This is a genomic window from Ruegeria sp. CI1 (assembly GCF_056536925.1).
Map to the genome: position 1 here is coordinate 155388 of NZ_JBQFQP010000006.1, position 23905 is coordinate 179292.

Genomic DNA, 23905 nt, shown 5'->3' on the forward strand with positions numbered 1-23905 from the left:
TTGGCGCGAGAGGGCTTTGGATGCAACGGGCGGGGTTGCCATTTGCATCCGGGCGTGGCGAAGCTGCCGGCATGGCGATCCGACGACTGTTCACTTTTGCTGCGCTAGGACTAGCGGCAAGCTTTTGGCCACCGGTGGCGCGGGCCGACGGGCTGTTCCGGCCCGGGCTGAATGCGATCTGTCAGGCCGGGGACCAACTGGATCAGGGATGCGAGGCGATCCGTGGGCGTCAGGTGGTCGATGCCGCCCAACCGCCATGGCGTGCCATCGGGCGGGTAAATTTCGCCAGCATTCAGGTGCGCAGCCATTGCACCGGCACGTTGGTGGCCGAGCGTGTCGTGCTGACGGCGGCGCATTGTCTGTTCAACCACGCGCGAAAGACGTGGATACCGCCGCAAAGCATTCGCTTTGCTGCCGGATATCAGCGCGGCGAGGCTCTGGCGGTGAGCGAGGTCGAACGGTTCGTCCTGCCATCGGTCATCGACACCACCAGCCGCGCGTTCAAGGTTCCGTTGGCCTCGGACTGGGCCCTGCTGGTGCTGAAAGACCCGATAGGCGCGCGAACGGGGGTTCTGGGCATAGAGGAACAGAAGCAGAGCAACCTGGCGGCAGATGGATTTCTGATGGCAGGTTATGCCGGTCTCAGGCCGCACGTGCTGAGCGTCGAGTGGAACTGCGGTGAACCACGGTCGCAGGACAGCCTTCTGTTGCAGAGATGTGCGGCGATGTCCGGGGATTCCGGTGCGCCCCTGCTGGTCGAGATAGACGGGGAGATGATGGTGATCGGGGTTTTGTCCGGCGTCGCCGCGAATGATCCCCCCGTCAGCATCGGCGTTCCGACGGCGCAGATAGCGGATGCGCTGAAACGCGCCACCGCCAACTAGGCGTTTCGGACGTGAAAAGGGGCGGCCCTTATGGACCGCCCACTTGGGAAGTTATTGCGTTACAGGTGCGCAGACGGTTTCACCAGCTTCGGTGGTTGCCAGCTGATAACCTGCCGAGCAGCTGGGTGCGCCATACTTGTCATAGCTAGGCTGGACATAGACCGGTGTCGGCTCTTCCTGCTGCGAGCAGGCGGTCAGAACGACGGTGATTGCACAAAGGGCCGCGAGTTTCAGTTTCATGTCCTTCAATCCTTTTTTGTCGACAACTTTTATTCCCAAAAGCGCTTTGGGCGTGCGATCAGGATAGGAGCGGCATTACCACATTGCAATCACGGGATTCTTTGCGCCCCCGGCGCTGGCGGAAGGTTGCCGTCGACACCCCCTACCAATTCCCAAAACGCCCGCTATTCTCAACATGAGGTGTCAGCCAGCAGGGAGAGCCACATGTCAGACGCGCCCCAGATTGCACAAAAAGGGCCTTTTCCGATCGAAGTTACTGAAGGTAAAACCTATTTCTGGTGCGCCTGCGGGCGGTCCAAGAAACAGCCGTTTTGCGATGGGTCGCACAAGGACACAGGCTTTTCGCCGGTGAAATTTACAGCCGAGGCCGACAAGAAAGTGTTCTTCTGCGGGTGCAAGCATTCTGGAAAGAAGCCGCTGTGTGACGGCTCGCACTCCAAGCTCTGATCACCGCAAATTGTCGAGAGTTTCGGCATTGGCGCAAAAATCGGGAGCCGCTTGCGCCCGGCATTGTTGCGCGGCCAGCCAGTGCTCGCATGCGGCCTGACAGTGGGCGGCGCGGCAGCGCGTGACCAGTTCGGCGTAGCCCTGTTCGCTCATGCGGCCCTCTGCCATAGCCTCGGACAGAGACAGCCCCATGCAGCGCGCCACGGATCGGGTGAGCCAAAAATGTTTCTCGATGTCGCCAAGCGGAATCTGGGCCATCATTCTTCCTCTGTCTGCTGCTGCCTCAGCGCCCATAACCGGGTGCGGTTGGGGCAGGTTTCCGGGGCACCGTCCAGCTGATCGTGTTCGTCCAGCAAGTGCTGACACTGGCCCACTGATTCGCAGGCGCGGCAGGTTGTGACCATTGCCGCCCAATCCGCTTGACTGAGCCGTCCTTCGTTATGCGCCTCGACGATATCGGTTCCCGTCGCCCGTCCCATCCGCATAACGAGGCGAAGATGGGTCATGATTTTTCCGAGCTTGGGCATTGGCATCCGGGGTCAGGATTTCAGATCCTTGAACAGGTCCTTGTTGCGACAATATTCCGGCACGTGGTCCAACTGGCTCAACTCGGCCAGCAGTTTCGTGCAGTGTTCTGGATTGGGGCAGTCGCTGCACCGCAGGACGACGTCAGAAATGTCGTCGATGCTCAACTTGCCCTGAATGGCGGCTTCCTGCAGGTCGATGCCCTGCACGGCGGCCATCCTGTCCACCAATTCGGCATGTTTTCGGAACTTGTCTCGATCAGACATGGCGTGTCCTTTCTGTCGCGCGTGGCACGGAGATTAGACGCTGACGCAGTTATCGCCCTTGATACAGGTCAAGGTTCGGATCCGACGTGATCCAGATAGGCGCGGGTGGCGTCCTGAACCCGGCGGAACCGGTCGCCGCCCAGCTTTTTGCCGCCATACCAGCGCGTCACGATGATCACGTGGTTTTCAAGTTCCGCCCGTTCCATCATCCGCAAGATCACCATACCCGCGCCGGATTCGCCGTCATCCGCCTTGAGCGCCCCGGACGGAAGCACCGCAGCCCAGGTATTGTGGGTGGCCTTGGCGTAGGCGCGGTCGGCTTTCAATTCGTCCAGCACCGCGTTCACATCGTCCCGGCTGGAGACGTCGGCACCCGATACAGCGTATTTCGAGCCGCGATCGGTCAGAATGACGCCCAGCCGGGTAACTTTGGTCACTGCACCAGACCCACCTGCGCGGCGGTCCGGCGCACGATATCGACGCGCTGCGCATTCGGCGGATGTGTACCGAGGAACCGGTCGCCGGGATCGGGAATGCGATCAAAGAAGTAAACCCCGATCAGCGGATTGTATCCGGCATTGTAGGTGATGATTGTGCCCAGCTGATCGGCCTCCAGCTCAAACTCTTTTGAGTAGCTGCGCGCGCCCACTACGGCCCCCAGCTGTTGCGCCGCTTCGATCGAGGCCGAACCGCCACCAGTTATGCCCGCAAGCTGCCCAAAGATAAGGGCGCCGGCCGCCGCGTTCTGGTTCTGGCGGGCGATGTGGCCCCTGATGTGATGCGCGGCTTCATGGCCCATGACAAAGGCCAGTTCATCGCCATTGCGCGCCGAGTTGATCAGGGCCTGCGTGAAAATGATCACAGGTCTGCCTTGCTTATCAAGAGTTTGATACGCGTTGGCCTGAGCGCGCGTGTTGGGATCAATCCCGATCTGAAAATCGCAATTCGCGCCGCTGGTCCGCCGCAGGCATTCGGCGCGCGCCTGGGTTCCTACTGCCTGTCTGACCGCGTAAAAATCCCGCGGTGCGGCCTGCGCGTTCAGCGTCACCCGGCTGGGTTGTTGTGGCGGCACAGCAACCGGCTGCGGCACATCGCAACCAGCGAGAACAAAAACCATAAGCAGGGCGAACTGCCGCATGAGCAAGCCTTTCGAGTCAATGCATCGGAACGGCACATTATCCTGCGTCCCAACCGTGTTCCAGACCGGATATTCGGCATCGGCGGGTTGCATAACCTGCGCACCATCGGCAGTCTGCAGGCATGTTTAGTATCGAGCATGAATTCGACTCGACCGTTATTACCCTGGTCGACGAAGGCCCCGCCCCCTTGCAGGAGGACGTGGTCATCAACAATTTCGCGGAATGCGTGACGCTGGAACAATTCGACCCGCGTACCGAGCAGATGCAAAAGATCACACTGTCACCGGAACAGGTGCGCGATCTCGCGGCGGCGCTGGATTTGCCCGAGGGCGTATACCAGATCCGCGAAACGCCTCCTCAGGGATCATAGGCAAAGACCTTGTCGCGTGCGGTCTGACCGCGCTTGAGCGTAAGATGCGACGGGGCGATTCCCATTGCCGCGGCCAGCAATGCGCGAATCGCGGCGTTGGCCTTGCCGTCCTCGGGCGGCGAGGTCACTGATATGCGCAATGTGCCACCTTCCCAGAACACCCGGTCGCGCGCGGCATTGGGCGTTGCCCGGATGGCAAATTCGGCGCCCGGCGTCGCCAAATGCGACAGGTCGGGCAGATCCTTGAGCTTCGGTTTGGCCATCGCGGTCAATTGCCTTTCCTCTGAGCTTTGGGCTCGGGCACCCATGCACACTGAATGTGCACGAAGCCTTTGACCATGGTGCCCGCTGGATTTTGCAGGCACTTTGACCAAACGCAAGCCAGCCGCACCAAGGAATGTCGCCAGCCCTGCACTTTTAACCTTGAAACCCGGCCCTGCCTGACCGAGATACAGGGGGCTTATGTAAAAAGGCTTCACATATGACGCTGAAAAACCCTGCAGCCCTTGATTTTCTGCTGACGCGCCGATCGCGCCCAGCCAAGACTCTGATTGCCCCGGCACCCACACGCGAGCAGTTGCGACCGCTGCTGAATGCAGCCGCCCGTAGCCCCGATCACGGAAAGCTGGAGCCATGGCGCTTTGTGGTTATAGAGAAAGGGGCGATGGCCCGGCTCGCGGGTTTGGTCGAACAGCGCGGCAAGGCCCTGGGCAAGTCGCCCGAAGATATCACCAAGGCGCGTAACCAGTTTGATCAGGGACTTCTTGCCGTGGCCGTGATCGAGGTGCAGAAGCCATCGGACAAGGTGCCGTCCATCGAGCAAAGCTATTCAACAGGGGCGGTTTGCCTGTCGCTGCTCAACGCGGCGCTGGCGGCTGGCTGGGGGGCGAACTGGTTGTCGGGCTGGCCGTCGCATGACTCTGAATTCCGCCAACAGGCGCTGGGGCTGGCCGAGAACGAGCGCATTGCCGGCCTTGTTCATATCGCCACCGAAAGCGCAGCCCCACCCGAACGCCCCCGCCCCGATGTTGCGGCCATCACGGAATGGGTATCGGTATGATCATCATCAACTCGTTTTTCATGGCGCTGGGGCAATTGGGCGATCCGCGATTCCGCAAGGTACTGCTGCTGGGCGTCGGGCTGACATTTGCCTTGCTGATCGGGGCATATGCCGGGTTCCTGTGGCTGATCAACACTCTGATCGGTGAGCACGTGACCGTGCCGATTTTGGGCGAGGTGACGTGGCTCAACGATCTGGCGAGCGTTTCGTCATTTTTGCTGATGATGGTGCTATCGGTGTTCCTGATGGTGCCGGTGGCCTCGGCCATTACCTCGATGTTTCTCGACGAAGTGGCGCAGGCGGTCGAGGACAGGCACTATCCCGGACTGCCTGCGGTGCCGGGGGTTCCATTCACCGACGCCTTGACCGACACGCTGAGCTTTCTGGGCGTGCTGATCGTCGCAAACTTGCTGGCGCTTATCCTTTATGCCCTGTTCACACCGCTTGCGCCGTTCATTTTCTGGGGCATGAACGGGTTTCTGCTGGGGCGGGAATATTTCACGCTGGCGGCGATGCGGCGACTGGGGCGGGAAGGGGCGCGCAAGCTCAGGTCGCAGCACATGGCGACCATCTGGATCGCAGGAACACTGATGGCCATTCCGCTGTCAGTGCCGCTGATCAACCTGTTGATCCCGATCCTTGGTGCGGCAACCTTTACCCACATCTATCATGGTGTGGCGGCGTCCCAAAGGTAGCCGCCCACGGTTTTCATTCGACCGGCGGCAACCGGTTCATCCAGTCGAAATCCCGCACCGAGATCACGCCGGAAATTATGATCCCGGCGATGATCACCCACAGAACGATCGTGATTCCGGTGGTGATCCAAGCCTTTTTCTTCAGGTGATGTTCCTCGGGCGCGCCCGCATGGGTGCCGGGGACAATATCGCCCAGATCGCCCTGTGTCCGGATACGGATCGGCAGGACGATGAGAAACGTCATGAACCAGATGACGGCAAACAGAACCAGACCAGCGGTGATCGTCATGTAGAAACCTCCGATGCGGCTGGCTCAGACCTGTTCCAGTTCGACCAGGCAGCCGTTGAAATCCTTGGGGTGCAGGAACAGTACAGGCTTGCCGTGGGCGCCGATCTTGGGCTCGCCCGATCCCAGCACCCGCGCACCGGTTTCCTTGAGGTGGTCGCGGGCGGCGATGATGTCTTCTACCTCATAACAGACGTGGTGAATTCCACCCGAGGGGTTCTTTTCCAGAAAGCCTTTGATCGGGCTGTCCTCGCCCAGCGGATAAAGCAGCTCGATCTTGGTGTTGGGCAGTTCGATGAACACGACAGTGACGCCATGATCGGGTTCGTCCTGCGGCGTGCCGACCTTGGCGCCAAGCGCAGTACGGTATTGCGCCGATGCGGCTTCCAGATCCGGCACGGCAATGGCGACATGATTCAAGCGACCGATCATTCTTGTCCTCCTCGATCCATCGGGTTGCGGAGGTTATGGGGGCTGCGGCGACCTAGGGCAAGTGCGCCAAAGCGCCCATTAACCCTGTGTTAGCCGCCTTTGCCTAGCGTCGGGACGTCTGTTTAAAAGGAGCCTCGCCATGGATGATTCGGATCCCTTTGCCGTCCCGCACCTGACCGTCGGTAACAGACGGCCGCTTTTGGGGATGACGGTTCTGGTGGTCGAGGACAGCCGATACGCGAGTGAGGCGTTGCGACTGATGTGCCTGCGCAGCGGCGCCCGCATCCGACGTGCGGATTGCCTGACATCGGCGCGCCGCCACCTGCAGGTCTATCGCCCCTCAGTCCTGATCGTCGATATCGGCCTGCCCGACGGTTCGGGCTTGAACCTGATCGAGGAGATGGCGCAAACCACCCCGCGCGTCGCAGTGATTCTAGGCATATCCGGAGACGATTTTGCCGAAGGCCTGGCGATTGCCGCTGGGGCGGACGGGTTTCTGAGCAAGCCTCTGACCTCGCTGGCGGCGTTTCAGACAAGAATCCTGTCACACTTGCCCGAAGATCGCCGCCCGGCTGGGCCGCAGGTAATTCAGGATGAGGTGATCTGCCCTGACCTGATGGCATATCGGGACGACATGGCCCATATCGCGGACATACTGGCAGATGCCAGCGACACCAAGGCGCTCGACTATGCTGCGCAATTTGTCAGCGGGGTCGCCCGCGCCGCGGACGATCTGCCGCTGGCCCGTGCCGCGCAGGATGTAGCGCGGGCGCGCTCGCGCGGGCGGCCCTATGCCACTTGCGCCGCGCAGCTTGCCGGGATGGTGCAGACCCGGCTGGAACGACGCGAGGCAATCTGAGGTGGCAGCAAGCAGTCTGGTTCTGTTTGGCGCAGTCTATCTGGTGCTCTACCGGCATGTACGGGCAGCAGCACAAGACATCCGGCGCAATCGTCAGCGCGGCGAGGTAGAAGAAAGCGGGATATTTCCCTAGCACACCAAGCAACGGCGCCAAAGGCAGACCGATGCCCTGTGTGGTATTGCGTCCCTCAAAGTAAGACGCCGCCCTTTTGAGGCGGCGTTTCAGGTGTCAATCCTGCGGGATAACGCGCAGGCCCAGCTCCATCAACTGATCCGACGTCGGATCCGAAGGGGCCGACATCATCAGGTCTTCGGCGCGTTGGTTCATCGGGAACATGATGACCTCGCGGATGTTCACTGTATCGGCCAACAGCATCACGATACGGTCGATACCTGCTGCGCAGCCGCCATGCGGGGGGGCGCCGTACTGGAAGGCGTTGACCATGCCGCCGAACCGCTTGCGCACCTCGTCCTCGCCGTATCCGGCAATCTCGAAGGCCTTGAACATGATCTCGGGCTTGTGGTTCCGGATCGCGCCCGACAGGATTTCGTATCCGTTGCAGGACAGGTCGTACTGATAGCCCAGCACCTTGAGCGGATCGCCCATCAGCGCGTCCATACCCCCCTGCGGCATCGAGAAGGGGTTGTGCTCGAAATCGATCTTGCCGGTTTCCTCGTCCTGCTCGTAGATCGGGAAATCGACGATCCAGGCGAATGCAAAGCGGTCGGTCTCGGTCAGGCCCAATTCGGCACCGATCACGTCGCGCGCCTTGCCGGCGACCTTTTCGAACGACTTGGGCTTGCCGCCCAGGAAGAAGGCCGCGTCGCCGACGCCCAGACCCAGTTGCTGGCGGATCGCCTCAGTGCGCTCGGGGCCGATATTCTTGGCCAGCGGGCCTGCGGCCTCCATGCCCTCCCCCTGATCGCGCCAGAAGATATACCCCATCCCCGGCAGCCCTTCTTTCTGGGCAAAGGCATTCATGCGGTCGCAGAACTTGCGGCTGCCACCAGTGGGCGCGGGAATGGCTCGAATTTCGGTGCCGTCCTGCTCCAGCAACTTGGCGAAGATGGCAAAACCCGAGCCACGGAAATGCTCGGAACAGTCCTGCATCTTGATCGGGTTGCGCAGGTCTGGCTTGTCGGTGCCGTACCACAGCGCGGAATCGCGATAGGAAATCTGCGGCCAGTCCTGCCACGCATCCGCCTTGCGGCCCTCGCCGAATTCCTCGAACACACCGGCCAGTACAGGCGCGATGGTATCAAACACGTCCTGCTGCTCGACAAAGGACATCTCGAGGTCGAGCTGATAGAAATCGGTGGGCGAGCGGTCGGCGCGCGGATCTTCGTCGCGGAAACAGGGCGCGATCTGGAAATAGCGGTCAAATCCTGACACCATGATCAGCTGCTTGAACTGCTGCGGTGCTTGCGGCAACGCATAGAACTTGCCGGGATGCAGACGCGAGGGAACCAGAAAGTCGCGTGCGCCCTCGGGGCTTGACGCGGTGATGATCGGGGTCTGGTATTCGCGGAATTTCCGATCCCACATGCGGCGGCGCATCGAGGCGACCACGTCGGACCGCAGCGTCATGTTGCGCTGCATCGCCTCGCGACGCAGGTCCAGATAGCGATAGCGCAGGCGGGTTTCCTCGGGATATTCCTGATCGCCGAACACCATCAGCGGCAGTTCCGACGCCGCACCCAGCACTTCCAGTTCGCGCACGTACACCTCGATCTCGCCAGTGGGTAGCTTCGGGTTCACCAAATCCGCATCGCGCGCCTTGACCGTGCCGTCGATACGGATGCACCACTCGGACCGAACCTTTTCCAGTTCGGCAAAGGCGGCGCTATCGCCGTCGCACAGAACCTGCGTCACGCCGAAATGGTCGCGCAGGTCTATGAACAAAACGCCCCCGTGGTCGCGCACGCGGTGAACCCAGCCCGACAGGCGGACGGTGTCACCGACATTGGCGGCAGTCAGTTCGGCGCAGGTGTGGCTGCGATAGGCGTGCATCGGTCATATCCCTTCGGGCGGAGAATTCGTCGCGCCGATACACCGCGATAGGCCCGGGAAGTCAAGGGTCGCGCGCCATCGTGACCGGGAAGTCACCCAAAAGAGGTGGAAATCACGAAATTGGTGCATATTTCCAATGCTGTGATATGGATTTCTTGTCTTCTGTTTCAGAACGCTCACCCATCGAGCGGGGAAGAGTAGGATGATGTGGCAAAGAATTTTAGATCGTGTGTTGAACAGGTTCGTCACTCAGGGCGCATTGCGGGTGACGTTTCCAGACGGGTCCAGCGAGGTCTATGGTGACGGAACGCACCCGTGCCCCCATTTCCGGATCCATGCCCCCGACCTGATGCGGCGATTGTGCCAGAACCCCGAGCTTGGCTTTGGCGAAGGGGTGATGGAGGGCACGCTGACCACCGAAGACAGCAGTCTGGACGATGTATTGAGGGTTGCGATTCGCAATTTGTCGGCGGGAAATCTTCCGAGATTCTATCATTGGCTCGAACGGGCAAAGTTCTTCCTGCGACCGATCCTGCAACGCAATACGCTGCGTTTGGCGCGGCGCAACGTGGCGCATCACTACGACCTGTCCGACGATTTCTACCGGCTGATGCTGGACCCGGACATGCAGTACAGCTGCGCCTATTTCGACACGCCGGACCTGACGCTGGATCAGGCTCAGGCCGCGAAAAAGGCGCATATCGCGCGCAAGCTGTGCCTTGAACCCGGTCACCGGGTTCTTGACATCGGGTGCGGCTGGGGCGGGCTGGCATTGACCTTGGCCCGGGAACATGGCGCCCATGTCACCGGCCTGACCCTGTCGCAGAACCAGCATGACGCTGCCAAGGCGCGCGCGGTCGAGGCCGGGATGCGGGACCATATCGATATCCGCCTGATGGACTATCGCGAGTTCACCGGACAGTTCGACCGGATCGTTTCGGTCGGCATGCTGGAGCATGTGGGCGTGCCCCACTATGACACCTATTTCGGCAAGGTCGCCGATTTGTTGAAACCCGACGGCGTGGCGTTGATCCATACCATCGGGCGCAATGGACCGCCGACCAACCAGTCGCCGTGGCTGAACAAGTACATCTTCCCCGGCGGCTATGTACCGTCCCTGTCGGAACTGGTGGTGCCGATTGGTCGGGCAGGCCTGTGGAACCTGGATATCGAAAGCCTGCGCCTGCACTACGCCAAAACGCTGCGCTGCTGGAGGGACCGGTTCGAAGCCAATATCGATCAGGTCCGCGCGATGTATGACGAGCAGTTCGTCCGCATGTGGCGCTTTTACCTGACCATCTGTATCCTGGTTTTCGAAGAGCGGGACCAGACCGTGTTCCAGTTCCAGCTTGGCCATCGGCGCGATGCGGTGCCTCTCACCCGTGACTACCTCTACCCTGGCCGCGATCGGCTGCGGGACGCCGCCGAGTGATCAGGAGGTTGCCATTTCCACCCTGATCAACCCTCGCAGGGAATTGCCAGCAAGAATACTCTGAGCTTCTCTTAAGTCGTTCAAAGTTAGTATAGCTTCGGACACCTCTCGTTTTACAAGCAGTTCTTCACGCAGAATTCCCGGCAAAAGACCAGCGGAAAGCGCCGGAGTCAGCATTTTGCCATCAGCCATGACCGCGAAGATATTGGTGATGGTACCTTCGCAGACTTCCCCACGTTCGTTGAGAAAGATCATCTCATCGATCCCGTCGCGCAGATTTGCGCGAACCTCATCGTAAAGCGCGCGCCGGGTGGTCTTGTGCCGCAGCCAAAAATTCCCGGAGTCCAGCCGCTCTGGGGCGACCGCCACGCGCCAGACAGATGGGGTTTCGGTCAGGGCACCGGTGGTCAGGCCAAACTGACCGTCTGCCTCCAAAGTCAGACGGCAGCGCAGCGGATCGTCGCCCGCCACCGCCTGCAACCGCAGTTCTGCTGCCGAGCGGTCAAATGGAATGTTCAAGGCCTGCGCCGACCGCGCCATTCGCGCAAGGTGACGATCAAGGCGTGCGAACCCTTCACCGGAGCGATAACCCAATGTTTCGATCAGGCGGAAATCAGGCTCAGTTGGCGGGCAAAGCGCGCTTTCCATAACGCCTCCTCGTATTCCGATGCTGCGGTACTGTCCCAGACGACGCCGCCACCAACGTTCAGCGTGGCCCGGTTCCCCTCGGCCATCAGCGTGCGGATCGCCACGTTGAATTCGGACCGGCCGTCAGGTGCGGCCCAGCCGATGGTGCCGCAATAGATGTCGCGCGGCCAGGGTTCCAGATCGCTCAGAATTTCCATCGCGCGGATCTTTGGCGCGCCGGTGATCGAGCCGCAGGGGAAGAGAGCCTTCAGTATGTCAGACAAACGGGCATCGGCGCGCAACTGCGCCCGCACAAGCGATACCATCTGATGCACGGTGGCATAGGTTTCGACCCTGAACAGTTCGGGCACCTTGACTGTCCCCGGCACCGCCACCCGGCTGATATCGTTGCGCAAGAGGTCCACGATCATCAGATTCTCGGCCCGGTTCTTTTCGTCGCTGATCAAAAAGTTGCGGCGGCGGGCGTCCTCGGCCGGATCGGCGCTGCGCGGCTGGGTGCCTTTCATGGGGCGGGTTTCAATCATTCCGCGAGCATCAGTGCGAAAGAACAGCTCGGGCGAACGCGACAGCAGGTCGGGCAATCCCTCCTGCCGGACAAACGTGCCATGTCCCACGGGCTGGAGATGCGCCAATGCCGCATATAGCGCGACAGCAGGCCCTTCGAGGTCAAGATCGACCGGAAAAGTCAGGTTCGCCTGATAGATGTCACCTGCGCCGATGGCGTCGTGAACCGCGCGGAACGCATCCCCGTACCGATCTTCGTTCCAGCGCGGCGCAAACCGGGTGATCCCCCCTGCCCCTGTGGTTACAGAGCATTGGCCGGGCGCACCATAGACACCAAAGCAGATCAGCGGCAGCCGCCGGCCAACCGGCATGCGCGCGGCGAGCCGCGGCTCCAGTGTGTAGCCCAGCTCATAACTGGCATATCCCGCCAGCCACGCCCCCTGCGCCCGGGCGGCATCAATAGCGGCTAGGGCTGCAGGCACATCGGCGGGTTCGTCGGCGCGGATCACGCGCGACGGGCGGTCGAAACACGTTCCCGGACCGGCCGGACCCTGATCGAAACGAATATGCAAGTGCATCCCCATTTGCCGTGGGCTGCGATATAGAGGTTTCGGGGACAGGCGAAAGGGGGGAAAGCGGCAAATGCGCATCAGATTCCGATCCCCCTTGCACCTTTTCGCGCGGTCCCTATAACCCACGACAATTTGGGCGCTTGGTGGGCGCCTGCCGACTCGCGAAAAACCGAAGGAACCTGGCCATGCCGAAGAGAACCGACATCCAGTCGATCATGATCATCGGGGCGGGCCCCATCGTCATTGGGCAAGCCTGCGAGTTCGACTACTCCGGGGCACAGGCCTGCAAGGCGCTGCGCGAGGAAGGGTACCGGGTCATCCTGGTGAACTCGAACCCGGCCACGATCATGACCGATCCGGAACTGGCCGACGCCACCTATATCGAACCGATCACGCCCGAAGTCGTCGCCAAGATAATCGAAAAGGAACGCCCCGACGCGCTGTTGCCCACGATGGGCGGGCAGACGGGTCTCAACACCTCACTGGCGCTGGAAGAGATGGGCGTGCTGAAAAAGTTCGGCGTCGAGATGATTGGCGCCAAGCGAGAGGCCATCGAGATGGCCGAAGACCGCAAGCTGTTCCGCGAGGCGATGGACCGGCTGGGGCTGGAAAATCCCCGCGCCACCATCGTCACCGCGCCGAAGAAACCCAACGGCACAGCCGACCTGGATGCTGGCGTTCAGATGGCACTGGACGAGTTGGAAGACATCGGCCTTCCCGCCATCATCCGCCCGGCCTTTACCCTGGGCGGAACCGGCGGCGGCGTCGCCTATAACCGTGAGGATTACATACATTATTGCCGCTCGGGCATGGATGCCTCGCCGGTCAACCAGATCCTCGTCGACGAAAGCCTGCTGGGCTGGAAGGAATACGAGATGGAAGTGGTGCGCGACACTGCCGACAACGCCATCATCGTCTGTTCCATCGAAAACGTCGACCCGATGGGCGTGCACACGGGTGACTCGATCACCGTGGCCCCTGCCCTGACGCTGACCGATAAGGAATATCAGATCATGCGCAACGGCTCGATCGCCGTGCTGCGCGAGATCGGTGTGGAAACCGGCGGATCGAACGTACAATGGGCGATCAACCCCGAAGACGGCCGGATGGTCGTGATCGAGATGAACCCGCGCGTGTCTCGCTCTTCGGCATTGGCGTCCAAGGCCACGGGTTTCCCGATTGCCAAGATCGCCGCCAAGCTGGCCGTCGGATACACGCTCGATGAGTTGGACAACGACATCACCAAGGTCACGCCCGCCAGCTTCGAGCCGACCATCGATTATGTCGTCACCAAAATTCCGAAATTCGCCTTCGAGAAATTCCCCGGTGCGGAACCGTTCCTGACCACGGCCATGAAGTCGGTGGGCGAAGCGATGTCCATTGGACGGACGATCCACGAATCGCTGCAAAAGGCGCTGGCCTCGATGGAATCGGGCCTGACCGGGTTCGACGAAGTTTCCATTCCCGGTCTGAGTGTGGGCCCTTGGGAGGAAGTGACCGACAAGGCCGCCGTTATCAAGGCCATCAGCCAACAGACCCCCGACCGGATGCGCACCATTGCGCAGGCGATGCGGCACGGGCTTTCGGATGACGAGATTCAGGCGGTGACCAAGTTCGATCCCTGGTTCCTGGCCCGCATTCGCGAGATCGTGGACGCCGAACGCGAGGTGCGCGAGGCAGGACTGCCCGCCGACGAGGCCGGGTTGCGCGCGCTCAAGATGCTGGGCTTCACCGATGCCCGCCTCGGCAAGCTGACCGGCAAGAAAGAAGCCGAAGTCCGCAAGGCCCGCAAGGAGGTCGGGGTCACCGCTGTGTTCAAGCGCATCGACACCTGCGCCGCCGAGTTCGAAGCGCAGACGCCCTATATGTATTCGACCTACGAGGCCCCGATGATGGGCGAGGTCGAATGCGAGGCACGCCCGTCGGACCGCAAGAAGGTGGTCATTCTGGGTGGCGGCCCGAACCGGATCGGTCAGGGGATCGAGTTCGACTATTGCTGCTGTCACGCCTGCTATGCGCTGACCGATGCGGGCTATGAAACCATCATGGTCAACTGCAACCCCGAGACGGTGTCCACCGACTATGATACCTCGGACCGTCTGTATTTCGAGCCGCTGACATTTGAACACGTGATGGAAATCCTGACGAAGGAACAGGAAAACGGCACGCTGCACGGTGTCATCGTCCAGTTCGGTGGCCAGACCCCGTTGAAACTGGCCAACGCGCTGGAGGCCGAGGGCATTCCGATCCTGGGCACCACCCCGGACGCCATCGACCTGGCCGAAGACCGCGAGCGGTTTCAGGACCTGGTTAACAAGCTGAGCCTGAAACAGCCCAAGAACGGCATTGCCTCAACCGACGAGCGGGCTATTGAAATTGCAGATGAAATCGGCTTTCCGCTGGTAATTCGCCCCTCCTATGTACTGGGCGGTCGCGCGATGGAGATCGTTCGCGACATGGACCACCTGAAACGCTACATCGCCGAGGCGGTGGTGGTCTCGGGCGACAGCCCGGTGCTGCTCGACAGCTATCTCAGCGGCGCCGTCGAACTGGATGTGGATGCGCTCTGCGATGGCGAGGCGGTGCATGTGGCCGGCATCATGCAGCATATCGAAGAGGCGGGCGTTCATTCGGGCGACAGCGCCTGTTCGCTGCCCCCCTATTCGCTCTCGCCCGAGATCATCGAGCAGATCAAGGAGCAGACCAACAAGCTGGCGCGTGCGCTGAATGTCGTCGGCCTGATGAACGTACAGTTCGCAATCAAGGATGATGAAATCTATCTGATCGAGGTGAACCCCCGCGCCTCGCGCACCGTGCCCTTCGTCGCCAAGGCCACCGACAGCGCCATCGCCTCGATCGCCGCGCGGGTGATGGCGGGAGAGCCGCTGTCGAACTTCCCGATGCGCCCGCCCTACAAGGAGGGGCAGGACACCAAGATCGCCGATCAGATGACTCTGGCCGACCCGAACATGCCCTGGTTCTCGGTGAAAGAGGCCGTGCTGCCCTTTGCCCGATTCCCCGGTGTCGATACCATTCTGGGTCCGGAAATGCGCTCGACCGGAGAGGTGATGGGCTGGGATCGCTCATTCCCGCGCGCCTTCCTCAAGGCGCAGATGGGGGCGGGCATGGTGCTGCCGTCCTCGGGTCGTGCGTTTATCTCGATCAAGGATGCCGACAAGGGAGCGGCGATGCTGGAAGCGGCGAAAGTGTTGGTAGAACAAGGCTTTACACTGGTCGCCACGCGCGGAACGCAAAGCTGGCTGGACGGCCACGGGGTACCTTGCGACGTTGTCAACAAGGTCTATGAGGGCCGCCCCGACGTGGTCGACATGCTCAAGGACGGGCAGGTTCAGCTGTTGATGAACACCACCGAGGGCGCGCAGGCGGTCGAGGACAGCAAGTCCATCCGCTCGATCGCGCTGTATGACAAGATCCCCTATTTCACCACCGCCGCCGCCAGCAATGCCGCGGCGCTGGCGATCAAGGCGCAGGCCGAGGGGGATGTCGAGGTGCGCAGCCTGCAAGGCTGATACTTGCCGGCTCCTGTCTCTCCCGTTGACCTTTGGCTGGCGGGGGACAATGCTGTTTTCAACGAGCAGTACAAGGAAAATCAGCCATGCGTACCATTGTGGTCTTCGCCTCCCTTCTGGCGCTTGCGGCCTGTGACGTGCCGTTTGTTCCCCTGATCTGAGCCGCGTAAACCGGGAGGGGGAAACTTGTGTCGGGCCGCGGTCAAGGCGCCCGGGCTTCAGCGATGTACAGATGAAGTGCGCGATTTGTACGCGATTTCATCCCCCACTTGTCCGAATTGTACCATTCCGCGACACCGATCCGGATTGGCGGCGGAGCTGCCGCCGCCATCGAAAACTGCCGGGTGGCGGGCTGGCGCCTGCCGTTACCGAAACATTTCAGAGATGAAGCAATTTTTCACTGATCCGGGGGGATTCCCTTGGGTCACTTCCCCTTGATCAGCGCGTGAGGCGGCTTCATTTTGAGCCAATCCGAAACATTCAGGATCCGCCATGTACACGCCCGCCATTACCGGAACCGGTGTCTATACGCCCGAGAACGTGATCACCAACGCCGAGCTTGTCGAAGCCTTCAACGCCTATGCCGATCGGCAGAACGCCGGGAATGCCGCGGCCATCGCTGCCGGGCGGGTGGAGCCAATGCAGCATTCGTCGGAGGAGTTCATCGTCAAGGCGTCGGGAATCGAGAACCGGTACGTGATGGACAAGGCCGGCGTTCTGAACCCCGAAATCATGCACCCCACCCTGCGACAGCGCAGCGATGACGAACCGGGGATCATGACCGAGATGGCGGTGGATGCCTGCCGCAAGGCGCTGGCGCAAGCGGGGCGCAGCGCCGAGGATGTGGATCTGGTGATCTGTGCGGCGTCGAACCACGAACGCGCCTATCCGGCGATTGCGATCGAGATACAGAACGCGCTGGGGATCAAAGGGTTCGGGTTCGACATGAACGTGGCCTGCTCGTCGGCGACCTTTGGCATTCAGGCGGCGGCGGACATGGTGCGCTCGGGCTCGGTGCGGGCGGCGCTGGTGGTCAACCCCGAGATTTGCTCGGGCCACCTGGAATGGCGCGACCGGGATTGTCATTTCATCTTTGGCGATGTGGCCACCGCGACCCTGATCGAACGCGAGAACGAGGCCAGCGGGCCGCATTTCGAGATCCTGTCCACCCGCTGCGCCACCGAGTTTTCCAACAACATCCGAAACAACAACGGCTTTCTGCGCCGCTCGCGCCCCGACGGCGTCGCGGACCGGCGCGACATGCAGTTCATGCAGAACGGGCGCAAGGTGTTCAAGGAAGTGCTGCCGCTGGTCAGCCAGCATATCGCCGATCACATGGCCGCCGAGGGGATCGCAAACACCGACCTGAAACGGCTGTGGCTGCATCAGGCCAACAAGACGATGAACGATTTCATCGGCAAGAAAGTGCTGGGGCGCGAACCGGAACCGGGCGAACAGCCCAATATCCTGCAGGACTATGCCAACACTTCGTCCGCCGGGTCGATCATCGCCTTTTCCAAGTATTCGGACGACTTGCAGGAAGGCGATATCGGCCTGATCTGTTCGTTCGGTGCAGGGTATTCGGTGGGATCGGTGATCGTCAGACGGCACGGGTGACGGGTTGGGTGTTGGAGCCGGTCTGGGGGTGTCGGCTTTGAGCCCATACCTCGCAGATGCTGCACTCTGCGGGAATGGCTGCGAAGCGCTCAAGGACGACATTGTTCCCCGATAGGTCGAACCAAATCGGGCAATGGCTCAGGCCTCTTGATACCGCGGTGCGGCCCACGAGTTCTGGCATCAGCTGCACGTGCGAAGTCAAATTATTGCCAAATTCACCCAAAACAGGACGAAGAAGGCAATAACGTTTGCGCAAAAAACCGACCGTCTTAACGGACTTCGAGGTCTAGCCGCAACCTTCCGGCTTACGGCCCATGGGCAGCCGTGCACTTATCGTGACCTCCGGCATCACGCCGCATGAACTTATTAACATCGCCGCCCGGGCCGGTGCCGACACCTCGACCTACGGATGAAGAGTGCGAGATGTGTTTCGTGTGGGACGGTCATTGGATTTGCGCCGTAGGTGGAAAGACGAGAGGGTGGTGCTAGGCGCCGCCCCGGAAAAGAGAAAACCCCCACGGTGTGAACTTGAACGGCAGGTGAAAATGTTCTTCGATGCGTTCGATGCCAAATCGAAAGACCGCAGTTTCAAGAAACGACGGTTCTGGTAAGGTGCGACCAGCTTGCCGGTAAAAATCTCCGACCTCGAATTCGACCTCGTAGAGCCCTGGCTGTACGCCTTGGCCCTCGCCGACCGGATGATGCAGCAACCCGTCAGGGCCACACACACCTGACGCGATTTCCGTTCTCGCAGGTCGTAGGTGCCATAGCCGAACCGCCAGTCCGGCAGCGGGTATGCCATCCGCAACATCCACTGCATGAATTGATATTCCTCCGGCAACCGGATCGGTTGGATGGGACTGATGCGTCACGACACTCTTCTCCTTCTTTGCGGAACTCCAAGCAGATCGCGAGCCCCTTCGATACGACTTTCCATTTCACTATCTGCCACAGAGGCGAGATCGCCATTCCAAAATACAGAATGCCCTGTTATTCCAGTTCAAACCAGGCCGATCAGGCTGGTCGGAAGCGACCTCACGATATCCCATGCCTTGGAAAGGGATTGCAGGAAATGGCACTTCATCTTGTTCCGCGCGCACTTCAGTATCTGGAGCAGGTCGCGCAGAGTGGATCGATCCAGGCAGCGTCCCGGGAGCTTGGAATTTCAGCGTCCGCCGTCCATCGGCAGATTGTGGCGATCGAGGAGGACCTCGGAGAGGCTCTGTTTGACAGAGGTCCCAAGGGCCTGACCTTGACGCCCACCGGCAAGCTTGTGCTGGACCTTGCTCGCGGCTGGCGTCTCGACAACGCGCGCCTGTGGTCCGTTGTCCAAGAAAATCGAGGCATCGAACAGGGGCATTTCCGGCTCGCCGCAATGGACAGCATGGTCAACGGCTTCGTGCTCGATGTGGTGCGGGCCATCGCCTCGGATTTGCCGATGGTTACCGTCGATGTCGAAATCAAGAGTCCGGACGCCGCTGTCAAAGGCGTTCTCGAAGGTGACTTTGACCTCGCCGCGGTCGCAAATGCACCGCCGGTCGATACTCTCGACTTCCACTGGCGGCGAGAGTTTCCATTGGGGTGCATCGCCACCAGAGATCATCCAGTGGCGACCAAGGAGTCGATTAGTTTTTCAGAATTTATTGCGAATCCCGTCGTATTCCAGAGTTCCGCCCTGTCAATTCGGAGACTGCTCGAGGTTCGCCACGGATGGCTCTTCGAGCAAGCCCGAACTTCTGTGGTCGTCAACTCCATTCAGCTCATGAAGCTGCTTGTCGCGACAGGCAGGTATGTCGCGGTCACCTCGGAGATCGATGCCGGACCCGAAATCAAGGACGGGCGTTTCGCCTTTATCCCGATCAGCGACAAGGATGCGTTCCGTCAGAGCATCTCTCTGATATCCAACGCACAAATGCCGGCTTCCGCGATGCGTCAGAAGATTCTCGATCTATCGGTCCGGTGTCTCGATGACCTTTCCGGTACGTCGGGTCATCCGATCTGACATACTTGTAAGTCTCAGCGAGCCTCCCGAAAGAGTGGTATGGAATTCTAAAAATGCGAATGCGATGTAAACTATTATTCTATAGACGACAACGGTGCCGCTGCCTACGCTGGGACGTGAGGGGGACGTCACATGACATCATTGGAAGATTTGAACCATGCGGATGATCGGACGGCGCTCGGTTACATTGCTCCCCTGATCGAAAGAGCGCCCGAGGTCGCGAAACGGGTGGTGTCGCACCGTCCCTTTCGGGACTTGGATGCTCTGACAGCGGCCATTCACCGAGAACTCGTCGCGCTGAACGAAACGGACAGCATTGCCCTGTTTTGCGCGCACCCCGAACTTGCTCCGGACAATCCCCTGACAATGACGTCGGAATCCCAGATCGAGCAGGGGCGGCTCGATCTTACCTCTCCCAAAAGCGAATATCGAGACCGTCTGGCAGCCATGAATGCCGAATACCGGCAACGCTTTGGCTTCCCTTTCATTACCGCGCTCGTACGCCATGCCGATATGGACAGCGTCATGGCAGAGTTCAGCGATCGTCTAAAAGCCGACCGCGCTTCTGAAATCCGTGCAGCAATCGAGCAAATTTCTGCCGTAAGCACGGCCCGCGTGCGGGCGCTCTTCGGACAGGCCTCGAAACCCGACATGTTAGAAAAAGGGCACGTCATGACAAGAGGGACCCGGCATGCCAGTTGATCCCGAACATATGGACGTCGAGGACCGGGTGCCGGAAGGATCCCATGGAGCGCTCGGCTGGGGTGGCGAGATCGGCGGGTTGGTGCTCCTCGGTCTGAGCATCATCTTCATGGTCGGTGGCTGGCAGTTGGGCCTTGGGGTCCCGACCCGCCTTGGAACCGGGGCCTTCCCGTTCGTCACCGGTGCCATTCTTGCTGTTCTGGCTCTGGTCATCTGCGTGGAAGAGCGGCGCGGCGATGGCATCGCCGAGACGCCGGACTGGATTGAACTTTTCGCGATCTGCGCGGCTCTCGCCGTGTTCGCGGCGACGGCCGACTGGCTCGGCCTAGTTCCCGCAGTCTTCCTGACCGTTATTGTCGCCAGCCTGCCGGACCACACGCTTCCCTGGATCGGAAAACTCATCTTGGGTGGGATCGTGGCGCTTGGATGCTGGGCAGTCTTCATCGAACTGCTGAATCTGCCTCTCAGGCCGTTTCCGGGAGGCTGACCATGGATGTCCTGACGCTCTTCTACCAAGGCCTGTTGGTGGTCCTCGAGCCGCAGAACTTGATGTATTGCTTCATTGGGGTCTTTCTCGGAACCTTCATCGGCGTTCTGCCAGGCATCGGGTCGATGGCGGCGATCGCGATGATCCTCCCGCTCACCTTCTATCTCGATCCAACTCCCGCCCTGGTGATGATCGCCGGCGTTTTCTACGGTGCGGAATACGGCGGATCGACCGCTTCGATCCTGATGAACGTTCCGGGCACACCGGCGGCCTCGATCACCGCAATCGAGGGACACGCCCTTGCCAAGAAGGGCCGGGCAGGTGTTGCCCTTTTCTCGACGGCCACAGCTTCCTTCGGAGGCGGGATCATCGGCATGATCGTAATCGCCATCCTGTCGCCGTCCCTGGCGCAACTTGCGCTCAGTTTCGGACCACCGGACTACTTCTCTGTCCTTCTTTTGGGCCTGATCGCAGCCTCGGCCGTGAGCAACGGCGGTGCGCTGAAAGGAATCGCGATGGTGGTGACCGGCCTGATGCTCGGTACAATCGGCATCGACCTGACCACCGGGGACCTCCGGTTCACGATGGGCATTCCCGAACTGCGCGATGGCGTGCACATCGTCATCGTGGCGATGGGTCTCTTCGGCGTGACCGAGGTCATAGCGTCGATCCGTACGGCGACCAGCGGAAAGGCTGCCCAGACGGTGAATTACGACGATTTCTATCCCACCAAGGAGGAATGGAAATCGCTGCCTGCACCGATTCTGCGTGGCGGTGCGATCGGATCCTTCATCGGTGCTCTGCCAGGCACAGGCCAGACCATTGCCGCGGCCCTTGCCTATGCGGTCGAGAAACGCGTGAACCGCCGGCGGAAGGATTTTGGCACCGGGGTGGTTCCAGGTGTGGCGGTTCCTGAAGCCGCGAACAATTCGGCGACCCAAACAGCCTTCATCCCGACCCTCACGTTGGGGGTGCCCGGCAGCCCGCCAATGGCGATCGTCATCGGGGCGCTGATGATCTACGGGATCACGCCCGGACCCCGTCTCCTCACCGAACAGCCCGACATGTTCTGGGGTCTGGTCGCGAGCTTCCTCGTGGGCAACATCATGCTGTTGATCCTCAACGTGCCCCTGATCGGCATGTGGGTGCGTCTGCTGAAAATACCCTATAAGTACATGTACCCGACAATCATCGTTCTGATCTGCATGGGCGTCTACAGTCTGAACAACAACGTGTTCGACGTCTGGCTGACGCTGGTGATCGGTGCCGTCGGCTACGTCATGCGCCTCTTCCGTTTCGAACCGGCGCCCCTTCTGCTGGGGTTCGTTCTCGGCCCGCTCATGGAAGAACAGCTCCGGCGCTCGATGCTCCTGTCTCGCGGTGACCCGATGGTGTTTCTTCAGAGACCCATCAGCGCAACGCTGATCGCGATCACCGTCGCCATTCTCGCATTTGCTCTGTTCAAGACGGAGCAGAACCGACGCCGCCGGCGCGCGGCCATGAAAGCCAATCAGGGAGAAACACCAACATGAAAATTGACCGTAGACTACTTATGAGCACAGGCGCTGCAGCGGCCCTCCTCCTGCAGGCGCCGGCGGCGCTGGCAGAACCCGGAGCCTGGAGCGATGAACCTGTCCGGATCGTCGTGACCTTCCCTCCAGGCGGCACGAGCGACCTTGTCGCTCGGCTGCTTGCGCAGCACCTGGACACCGATTTCGGTCAGAAGGCCGTGGTCGATAACCGTCCAGGCGCTGCCGGGACGGTTGCGGCTGACTATGTCGCGCAACAGGCGGCTGACGGCACGACGCTCATCCTGTCAAACAACGCGCCCTTCACGATTGCACCGACACGGTTCAAATCCATCCCCTACGAACCACTCGATGGATTCACGCATGTCGCCTATATCGGCGCGTCGGCGCCTGGCCTGTTCGTTCAGCCGTCCTCCGGGATCACGTCGCTTGACGAATACATCGCCTTCGTCAAGGAAACCCCGATGACTTTCGGCTCGAGCGGGGTCGGTTCGATTTCCCATATTCTCGGGGTCGCGGTCGATCAGGCGCTCGAAGTGGAGTCGATCCACGTACCCTACCAGGGCAGCTCTCCGGCCATCCAGGATTTTCGCGCCGGTGTGCTCGACAGCTTCTACGACATGGTCGTTCAGAACAGCGAGATGATTGAGGACAAAGAGGCCGTGGCGATCGCGATCGCCTCGCCTGAACGCAACAAGGAAATCCCTGACGTCCCGACCTTCAAGGAACAGGGCTACGACATTGTGATCGAAAACTGGGTCGGTCTTTCCGGACCAGCGGGCATGGACCCGGCAACCGTCGAGACGATCCACGACACCGTCCTGGCCGTCTTTGCCAATCCCGATGTCCAGGAAAGGCTAAAGGAACTCGGCATCACCCATACGGCGATGTCCACCGACGACTACACGGCCTTCGTCGCAAATTCGATTGAGGTCTGGGCGCCGCTCATCGAGTCGGCCGGAATCAAGGAATAAGCCAGACTGGTTTGGCCGCTGCGCTCTGCCGCGGCGGCCTACATTTGGTGGCCCTTGCCACGCAGGCCCGCCAAAACGTCACGCGTCATTTGCGTGTCTCGGCCCAAGCAGCGATTACCTCGACTGCCACCTCGGACAAATGTTGCTCAGCCGGGATGTCCCGGGCATCAACTGGCTGGATGCATGCCTCCCGCAGCTTCTCAGAATCGATTGGAAATCTGGAAGCAGGAGACAGCCCATTCATGGCAGAATCCGACTGCGCGAGACTTGCGGCATAATACAAGCGCGATATCTGTGCGATCTCCATGGCGGCCACGCAAAGCGGACATGGCTCGCAGTTCGTATAAAGTTCGCAACCGCTGAGATCGACGGTCCCGAGGTTCCGGGCCGCGTCGCGAATGGCCTCGATCTCACCATGTGACGTGGGATCGTGATTGAGCAAGGATCGGTTAATCCCCTCACCCACGATCCGACCGTTTCGCACGATCACCGCGCCGAAGGGTTCGGTTCCCTCCGTCATAAGCGCAGTTGCCGAGAGCTCGATAGCGCGGAGCAAGAAGTCTTCGACATACATGATGTAAGTGTCCTTTACCGAAGCGGTTTCACTGCCCTTGCCTTCGCCGCCTGTCAGGTCTCAGAGCAAAACCCTTACAGATCGACGAGTTGGTCGCCTGTGGTATTCGAATCATCCCGG

The 23905-nt window shown here is 60.6% G+C and carries 29 protein-coding genes; 15 read left to right on the forward strand and 14 right to left on the reverse strand.

What is annotated here, in order from left to right; genetic code table 11:
- Nucleotides 1-71 precede the first annotated feature (71 nt).
- Nucleotides 72-884, forward strand: a complete 813-nt coding sequence (locus tag ACR0LZ_RS09020) for a trypsin-like serine peptidase (RefSeq protein ID WP_480749465.1) — start codon at nt 72-74, stop codon at nt 882-884.
- 51 nt (nt 885-935) lie between these two features.
- Here the strand turns inward: ACR0LZ_RS09020 and ACR0LZ_RS09025 are convergent, their stop codons facing one another.
- Entirely contained in the window at nt 936-1124 is a 189-nt protein-coding gene (locus tag ACR0LZ_RS09025) for a hypothetical protein (RefSeq protein WP_480749466.1), read from the reverse strand.
- A gap of 204 nt (nt 1125-1328) precedes the next feature.
- Between ACR0LZ_RS09025 and ACR0LZ_RS09030 the strand changes: the two genes are divergently transcribed.
- Nucleotides 1329-1571, forward strand: coding sequence for a CDGSH iron-sulfur domain-containing protein (locus tag ACR0LZ_RS09030; RefSeq protein WP_480749467.1), 243 nt, complete (start codon nt 1329-1331; stop codon nt 1569-1571).
- Here ACR0LZ_RS09030 and ACR0LZ_RS09035 read toward each other — a convergent pair whose 3' ends face one another.
- The 5 genes from ACR0LZ_RS09035 to ACR0LZ_RS09055 all read right to left on the reverse strand — a co-directional run bounded on the left by ACR0LZ_RS09035 (nt 1572) and on the right by ACR0LZ_RS09055 (nt 3500).
- Nucleotides 1572-1829: a DUF6455 family protein gene (locus tag ACR0LZ_RS09035; protein WP_480749468.1), complete on the reverse strand. Its 258-nt coding sequence runs from the start codon at nt 1827-1829 to the stop codon at nt 1572-1574.
- Nucleotides 1829-2104 (reverse strand): DUF6455 family protein, encoded by a 276-nt coding sequence (locus ACR0LZ_RS09040; RefSeq protein ID WP_480749469.1) that lies wholly within the window; start codon nt 2102-2104, stop codon nt 1829-1831. Before ACR0LZ_RS09040 ends, ACR0LZ_RS09035 begins: the two co-directional genes overlap by 1 nt.
- A 6-nt stretch (nt 2105-2110) precedes the next feature.
- A complete protein-coding gene (locus ACR0LZ_RS09045) occupies nt 2111-2362 on the reverse strand; it encodes a DUF6455 family protein (RefSeq protein ID WP_480749470.1) in 252 nt (83 codons plus the stop codon).
- Between the two features lie 68 nt (nt 2363-2430).
- Entirely contained in the window at nt 2431-2799 is a 369-nt protein-coding gene (locus ACR0LZ_RS09050; RefSeq protein ID WP_480749471.1) for a YigZ family protein, read from the reverse strand.
- Complete coding sequence (locus ACR0LZ_RS09055) at nt 2796-3500, reverse strand: M48 family metalloprotease (RefSeq protein WP_480749472.1); 705 nt, start codon at nt 3498-3500, stop codon at nt 2796-2798. The genes ACR0LZ_RS09050 and ACR0LZ_RS09055 overlap by 4 nt, the downstream gene beginning before the upstream one ends.
- Before the next feature lie 122 nt (nt 3501-3622).
- Here ACR0LZ_RS09055 and ACR0LZ_RS09060 point away from each other — a divergent pair, with 122 nt between their 5' ends.
- Entirely contained in the window at nt 3623-3871 is a 249-nt protein-coding gene (locus ACR0LZ_RS09060) for a hypothetical protein (RefSeq protein ID WP_480749473.1), read from the forward strand.
- On the opposite strand, the gene ACR0LZ_RS09065 is transcribed toward ACR0LZ_RS09060, so the two are convergent.
- Nucleotides 3859-4134: a DUF167 domain-containing protein gene (locus tag ACR0LZ_RS09065; RefSeq protein WP_480749583.1), complete on the reverse strand. Its 276-nt coding sequence runs from the start codon at nt 4132-4134 to the stop codon at nt 3859-3861. The two genes, ACR0LZ_RS09060 and ACR0LZ_RS09065, sit on opposite strands and share 13 nt — an antisense overlap.
- A gap of 218 nt (nt 4135-4352) precedes the next feature.
- Between ACR0LZ_RS09065 and ACR0LZ_RS09070 the strand changes: the two genes are divergently transcribed.
- Both ACR0LZ_RS09070 and ACR0LZ_RS09075 read left to right on the forward strand, forming a co-directional pair.
- Entirely contained in the window at nt 4353-4931 is a 579-nt protein-coding gene (locus ACR0LZ_RS09070; RefSeq protein WP_480749474.1) for a nitroreductase family protein, read from the forward strand.
- On the forward strand, nt 4928-5626 hold the full coding sequence (locus tag ACR0LZ_RS09075) for an EI24 domain-containing protein (protein WP_480749475.1): 699 nt from the start codon (nt 4928-4930) through the stop codon (nt 5624-5626). The genes ACR0LZ_RS09070 and ACR0LZ_RS09075 overlap by 4 nt, the downstream gene beginning before the upstream one ends.
- 13 nt (nt 5627-5639) lie before the next feature.
- On the opposite strand, the gene ACR0LZ_RS09080 is transcribed toward ACR0LZ_RS09075, so the two are convergent.
- Nucleotides 5640-5915 (reverse strand): DUF1467 family protein, encoded by a 276-nt coding sequence (locus tag ACR0LZ_RS09080; protein ID WP_480749476.1) that lies wholly within the window; start codon nt 5913-5915, stop codon nt 5640-5642.
- A 24-nt stretch (nt 5916-5939) separates the two neighbouring features.
- Nucleotides 5940-6344, reverse strand: a complete 405-nt coding sequence (gene mce, locus ACR0LZ_RS09085; protein ID WP_480749477.1) for a methylmalonyl-CoA epimerase — start codon at nt 6342-6344, stop codon at nt 5940-5942.
- A 139-nt stretch (nt 6345-6483) separates the two neighbouring features.
- Here mce and ACR0LZ_RS09090 point away from each other — a divergent pair, with 139 nt between their 5' ends.
- Both ACR0LZ_RS09090 and ACR0LZ_RS09095 read left to right on the forward strand, forming a co-directional pair.
- Complete coding sequence (locus tag ACR0LZ_RS09090; RefSeq protein ID WP_480749478.1) at nt 6484-7203, forward strand: response regulator; 720 nt, start codon at nt 6484-6486, stop codon at nt 7201-7203.
- A 1-nt stretch (nt 7204) separates the two neighbouring features.
- A complete protein-coding gene (locus ACR0LZ_RS09095; protein WP_480749479.1) occupies nt 7205-7336 on the forward strand; it encodes a hypothetical protein in 132 nt (43 codons plus the stop codon).
- Nucleotides 7337-7432: 96 nt separating this feature from the next.
- On the opposite strand, the gene aspS is transcribed toward ACR0LZ_RS09095, so the two are convergent.
- Complete coding sequence (gene aspS / locus ACR0LZ_RS09100; RefSeq protein WP_480749480.1) at nt 7433-9214, reverse strand: aspartate--tRNA ligase; 1782 nt, start codon at nt 9212-9214, stop codon at nt 7433-7435.
- A gap of 229 nt (nt 9215-9443) precedes the next feature.
- Here aspS and ACR0LZ_RS09105 point away from each other — a divergent pair, with 229 nt between their 5' ends.
- The gene (locus ACR0LZ_RS09105) at nt 9444-10646 is read left to right on the forward strand and encodes a class I SAM-dependent methyltransferase (protein WP_480749584.1); all 1203 of its coding nucleotides are present in this window, start codon (nt 9444-9446) and stop codon (nt 10644-10646) included.
- On the opposite strand, the gene ACR0LZ_RS09110 is transcribed toward ACR0LZ_RS09105, so the two are convergent.
- Both ACR0LZ_RS09110 and ACR0LZ_RS09115 read right to left on the reverse strand, forming a co-directional pair.
- The gene (locus tag ACR0LZ_RS09110; protein ID WP_480749481.1) at nt 10647-11294 is read right to left on the reverse strand and encodes an aminotransferase class IV family protein; all 648 of its coding nucleotides are present in this window, start codon (nt 11292-11294) and stop codon (nt 10647-10649) included.
- The gene (locus tag ACR0LZ_RS09115) at nt 11249-12376 is read right to left on the reverse strand and encodes an aminodeoxychorismate synthase component I (RefSeq protein ID WP_480749482.1); all 1128 of its coding nucleotides are present in this window, start codon (nt 12374-12376) and stop codon (nt 11249-11251) included. Before ACR0LZ_RS09115 ends, ACR0LZ_RS09110 begins: the two co-directional genes overlap by 46 nt.
- 179 nt (nt 12377-12555) lie before the next feature.
- On the opposite strand from ACR0LZ_RS09115, the gene carB reads away from it, so the two are divergent.
- Together carB and ACR0LZ_RS09125 are read left to right on the forward strand one after the other, a co-directional pair.
- On the forward strand, nt 12556-15900 hold the full coding sequence (carB, locus tag ACR0LZ_RS09120; RefSeq protein WP_480749483.1) for a carbamoyl-phosphate synthase large subunit: 3345 nt from the start codon (nt 12556-12558) through the stop codon (nt 15898-15900).
- Nucleotides 15901-16392: 492 nt separating this feature from the next.
- Nucleotides 16393-17517, forward strand: a complete 1125-nt coding sequence (locus ACR0LZ_RS09125) for a beta-ketoacyl-ACP synthase III (protein WP_480749484.1) — start codon at nt 16393-16395, stop codon at nt 17515-17517.
- A 485-nt stretch (nt 17518-18002) separates the two neighbouring features.
- On the opposite strand, the gene ACR0LZ_RS09130 is transcribed toward ACR0LZ_RS09125, so the two are convergent.
- Nucleotides 18003-18389 (reverse strand): hydroxyisourate hydrolase, encoded by a 387-nt coding sequence (locus ACR0LZ_RS09130; RefSeq protein ID WP_480749485.1) that lies wholly within the window; start codon nt 18387-18389, stop codon nt 18003-18005.
- Nucleotides 18390-18589: 200 nt separating this feature from the next.
- Here ACR0LZ_RS09130 and ACR0LZ_RS09135 point away from each other — a divergent pair, with 200 nt between their 5' ends.
- The 5 genes from ACR0LZ_RS09135 to ACR0LZ_RS09155 all read left to right on the forward strand — a co-directional run bounded on the left by ACR0LZ_RS09135 (nt 18590) and on the right by ACR0LZ_RS09155 (nt 23211).
- Entirely contained in the window at nt 18590-19519 is a 930-nt protein-coding gene (locus tag ACR0LZ_RS09135; protein WP_480749486.1) for a LysR family transcriptional regulator, read from the forward strand.
- Between the two features lie 132 nt (nt 19520-19651).
- On the forward strand, nt 19652-20221 hold the full coding sequence (gene uraD, locus ACR0LZ_RS09140; protein ID WP_480749487.1) for a 2-oxo-4-hydroxy-4-carboxy-5-ureidoimidazoline decarboxylase: 570 nt from the start codon (nt 19652-19654) through the stop codon (nt 20219-20221).
- Nucleotides 20211-20708 (forward strand): tripartite tricarboxylate transporter TctB family protein, encoded by a 498-nt coding sequence (locus ACR0LZ_RS09145; RefSeq protein WP_480749488.1) that lies wholly within the window; start codon nt 20211-20213, stop codon nt 20706-20708. The genes uraD and ACR0LZ_RS09145 overlap by 11 nt, the downstream gene beginning before the upstream one ends.
- Before the next feature lie 2 nt (nt 20709-20710).
- Nucleotides 20711-22240 (forward strand): tripartite tricarboxylate transporter permease, encoded by a 1530-nt coding sequence (locus tag ACR0LZ_RS09150; protein ID WP_480749489.1) that lies wholly within the window; start codon nt 20711-20713, stop codon nt 22238-22240.
- A complete protein-coding gene (locus tag ACR0LZ_RS09155; RefSeq protein ID WP_480749490.1) occupies nt 22237-23211 on the forward strand; it encodes a Bug family tripartite tricarboxylate transporter substrate binding protein in 975 nt (324 codons plus the stop codon). Before ACR0LZ_RS09150 ends, ACR0LZ_RS09155 begins: the two co-directional genes overlap by 4 nt.
- Before the next feature lie 85 nt (nt 23212-23296).
- Here the strand turns inward: ACR0LZ_RS09155 and ACR0LZ_RS09160 are convergent, their stop codons facing one another.
- The gene (locus tag ACR0LZ_RS09160; protein WP_480749491.1) at nt 23297-23785 is read right to left on the reverse strand and encodes a nucleoside deaminase; all 489 of its coding nucleotides are present in this window, start codon (nt 23783-23785) and stop codon (nt 23297-23299) included.
- Nucleotides 23786-23905: the final 120 nt, after the last annotated feature.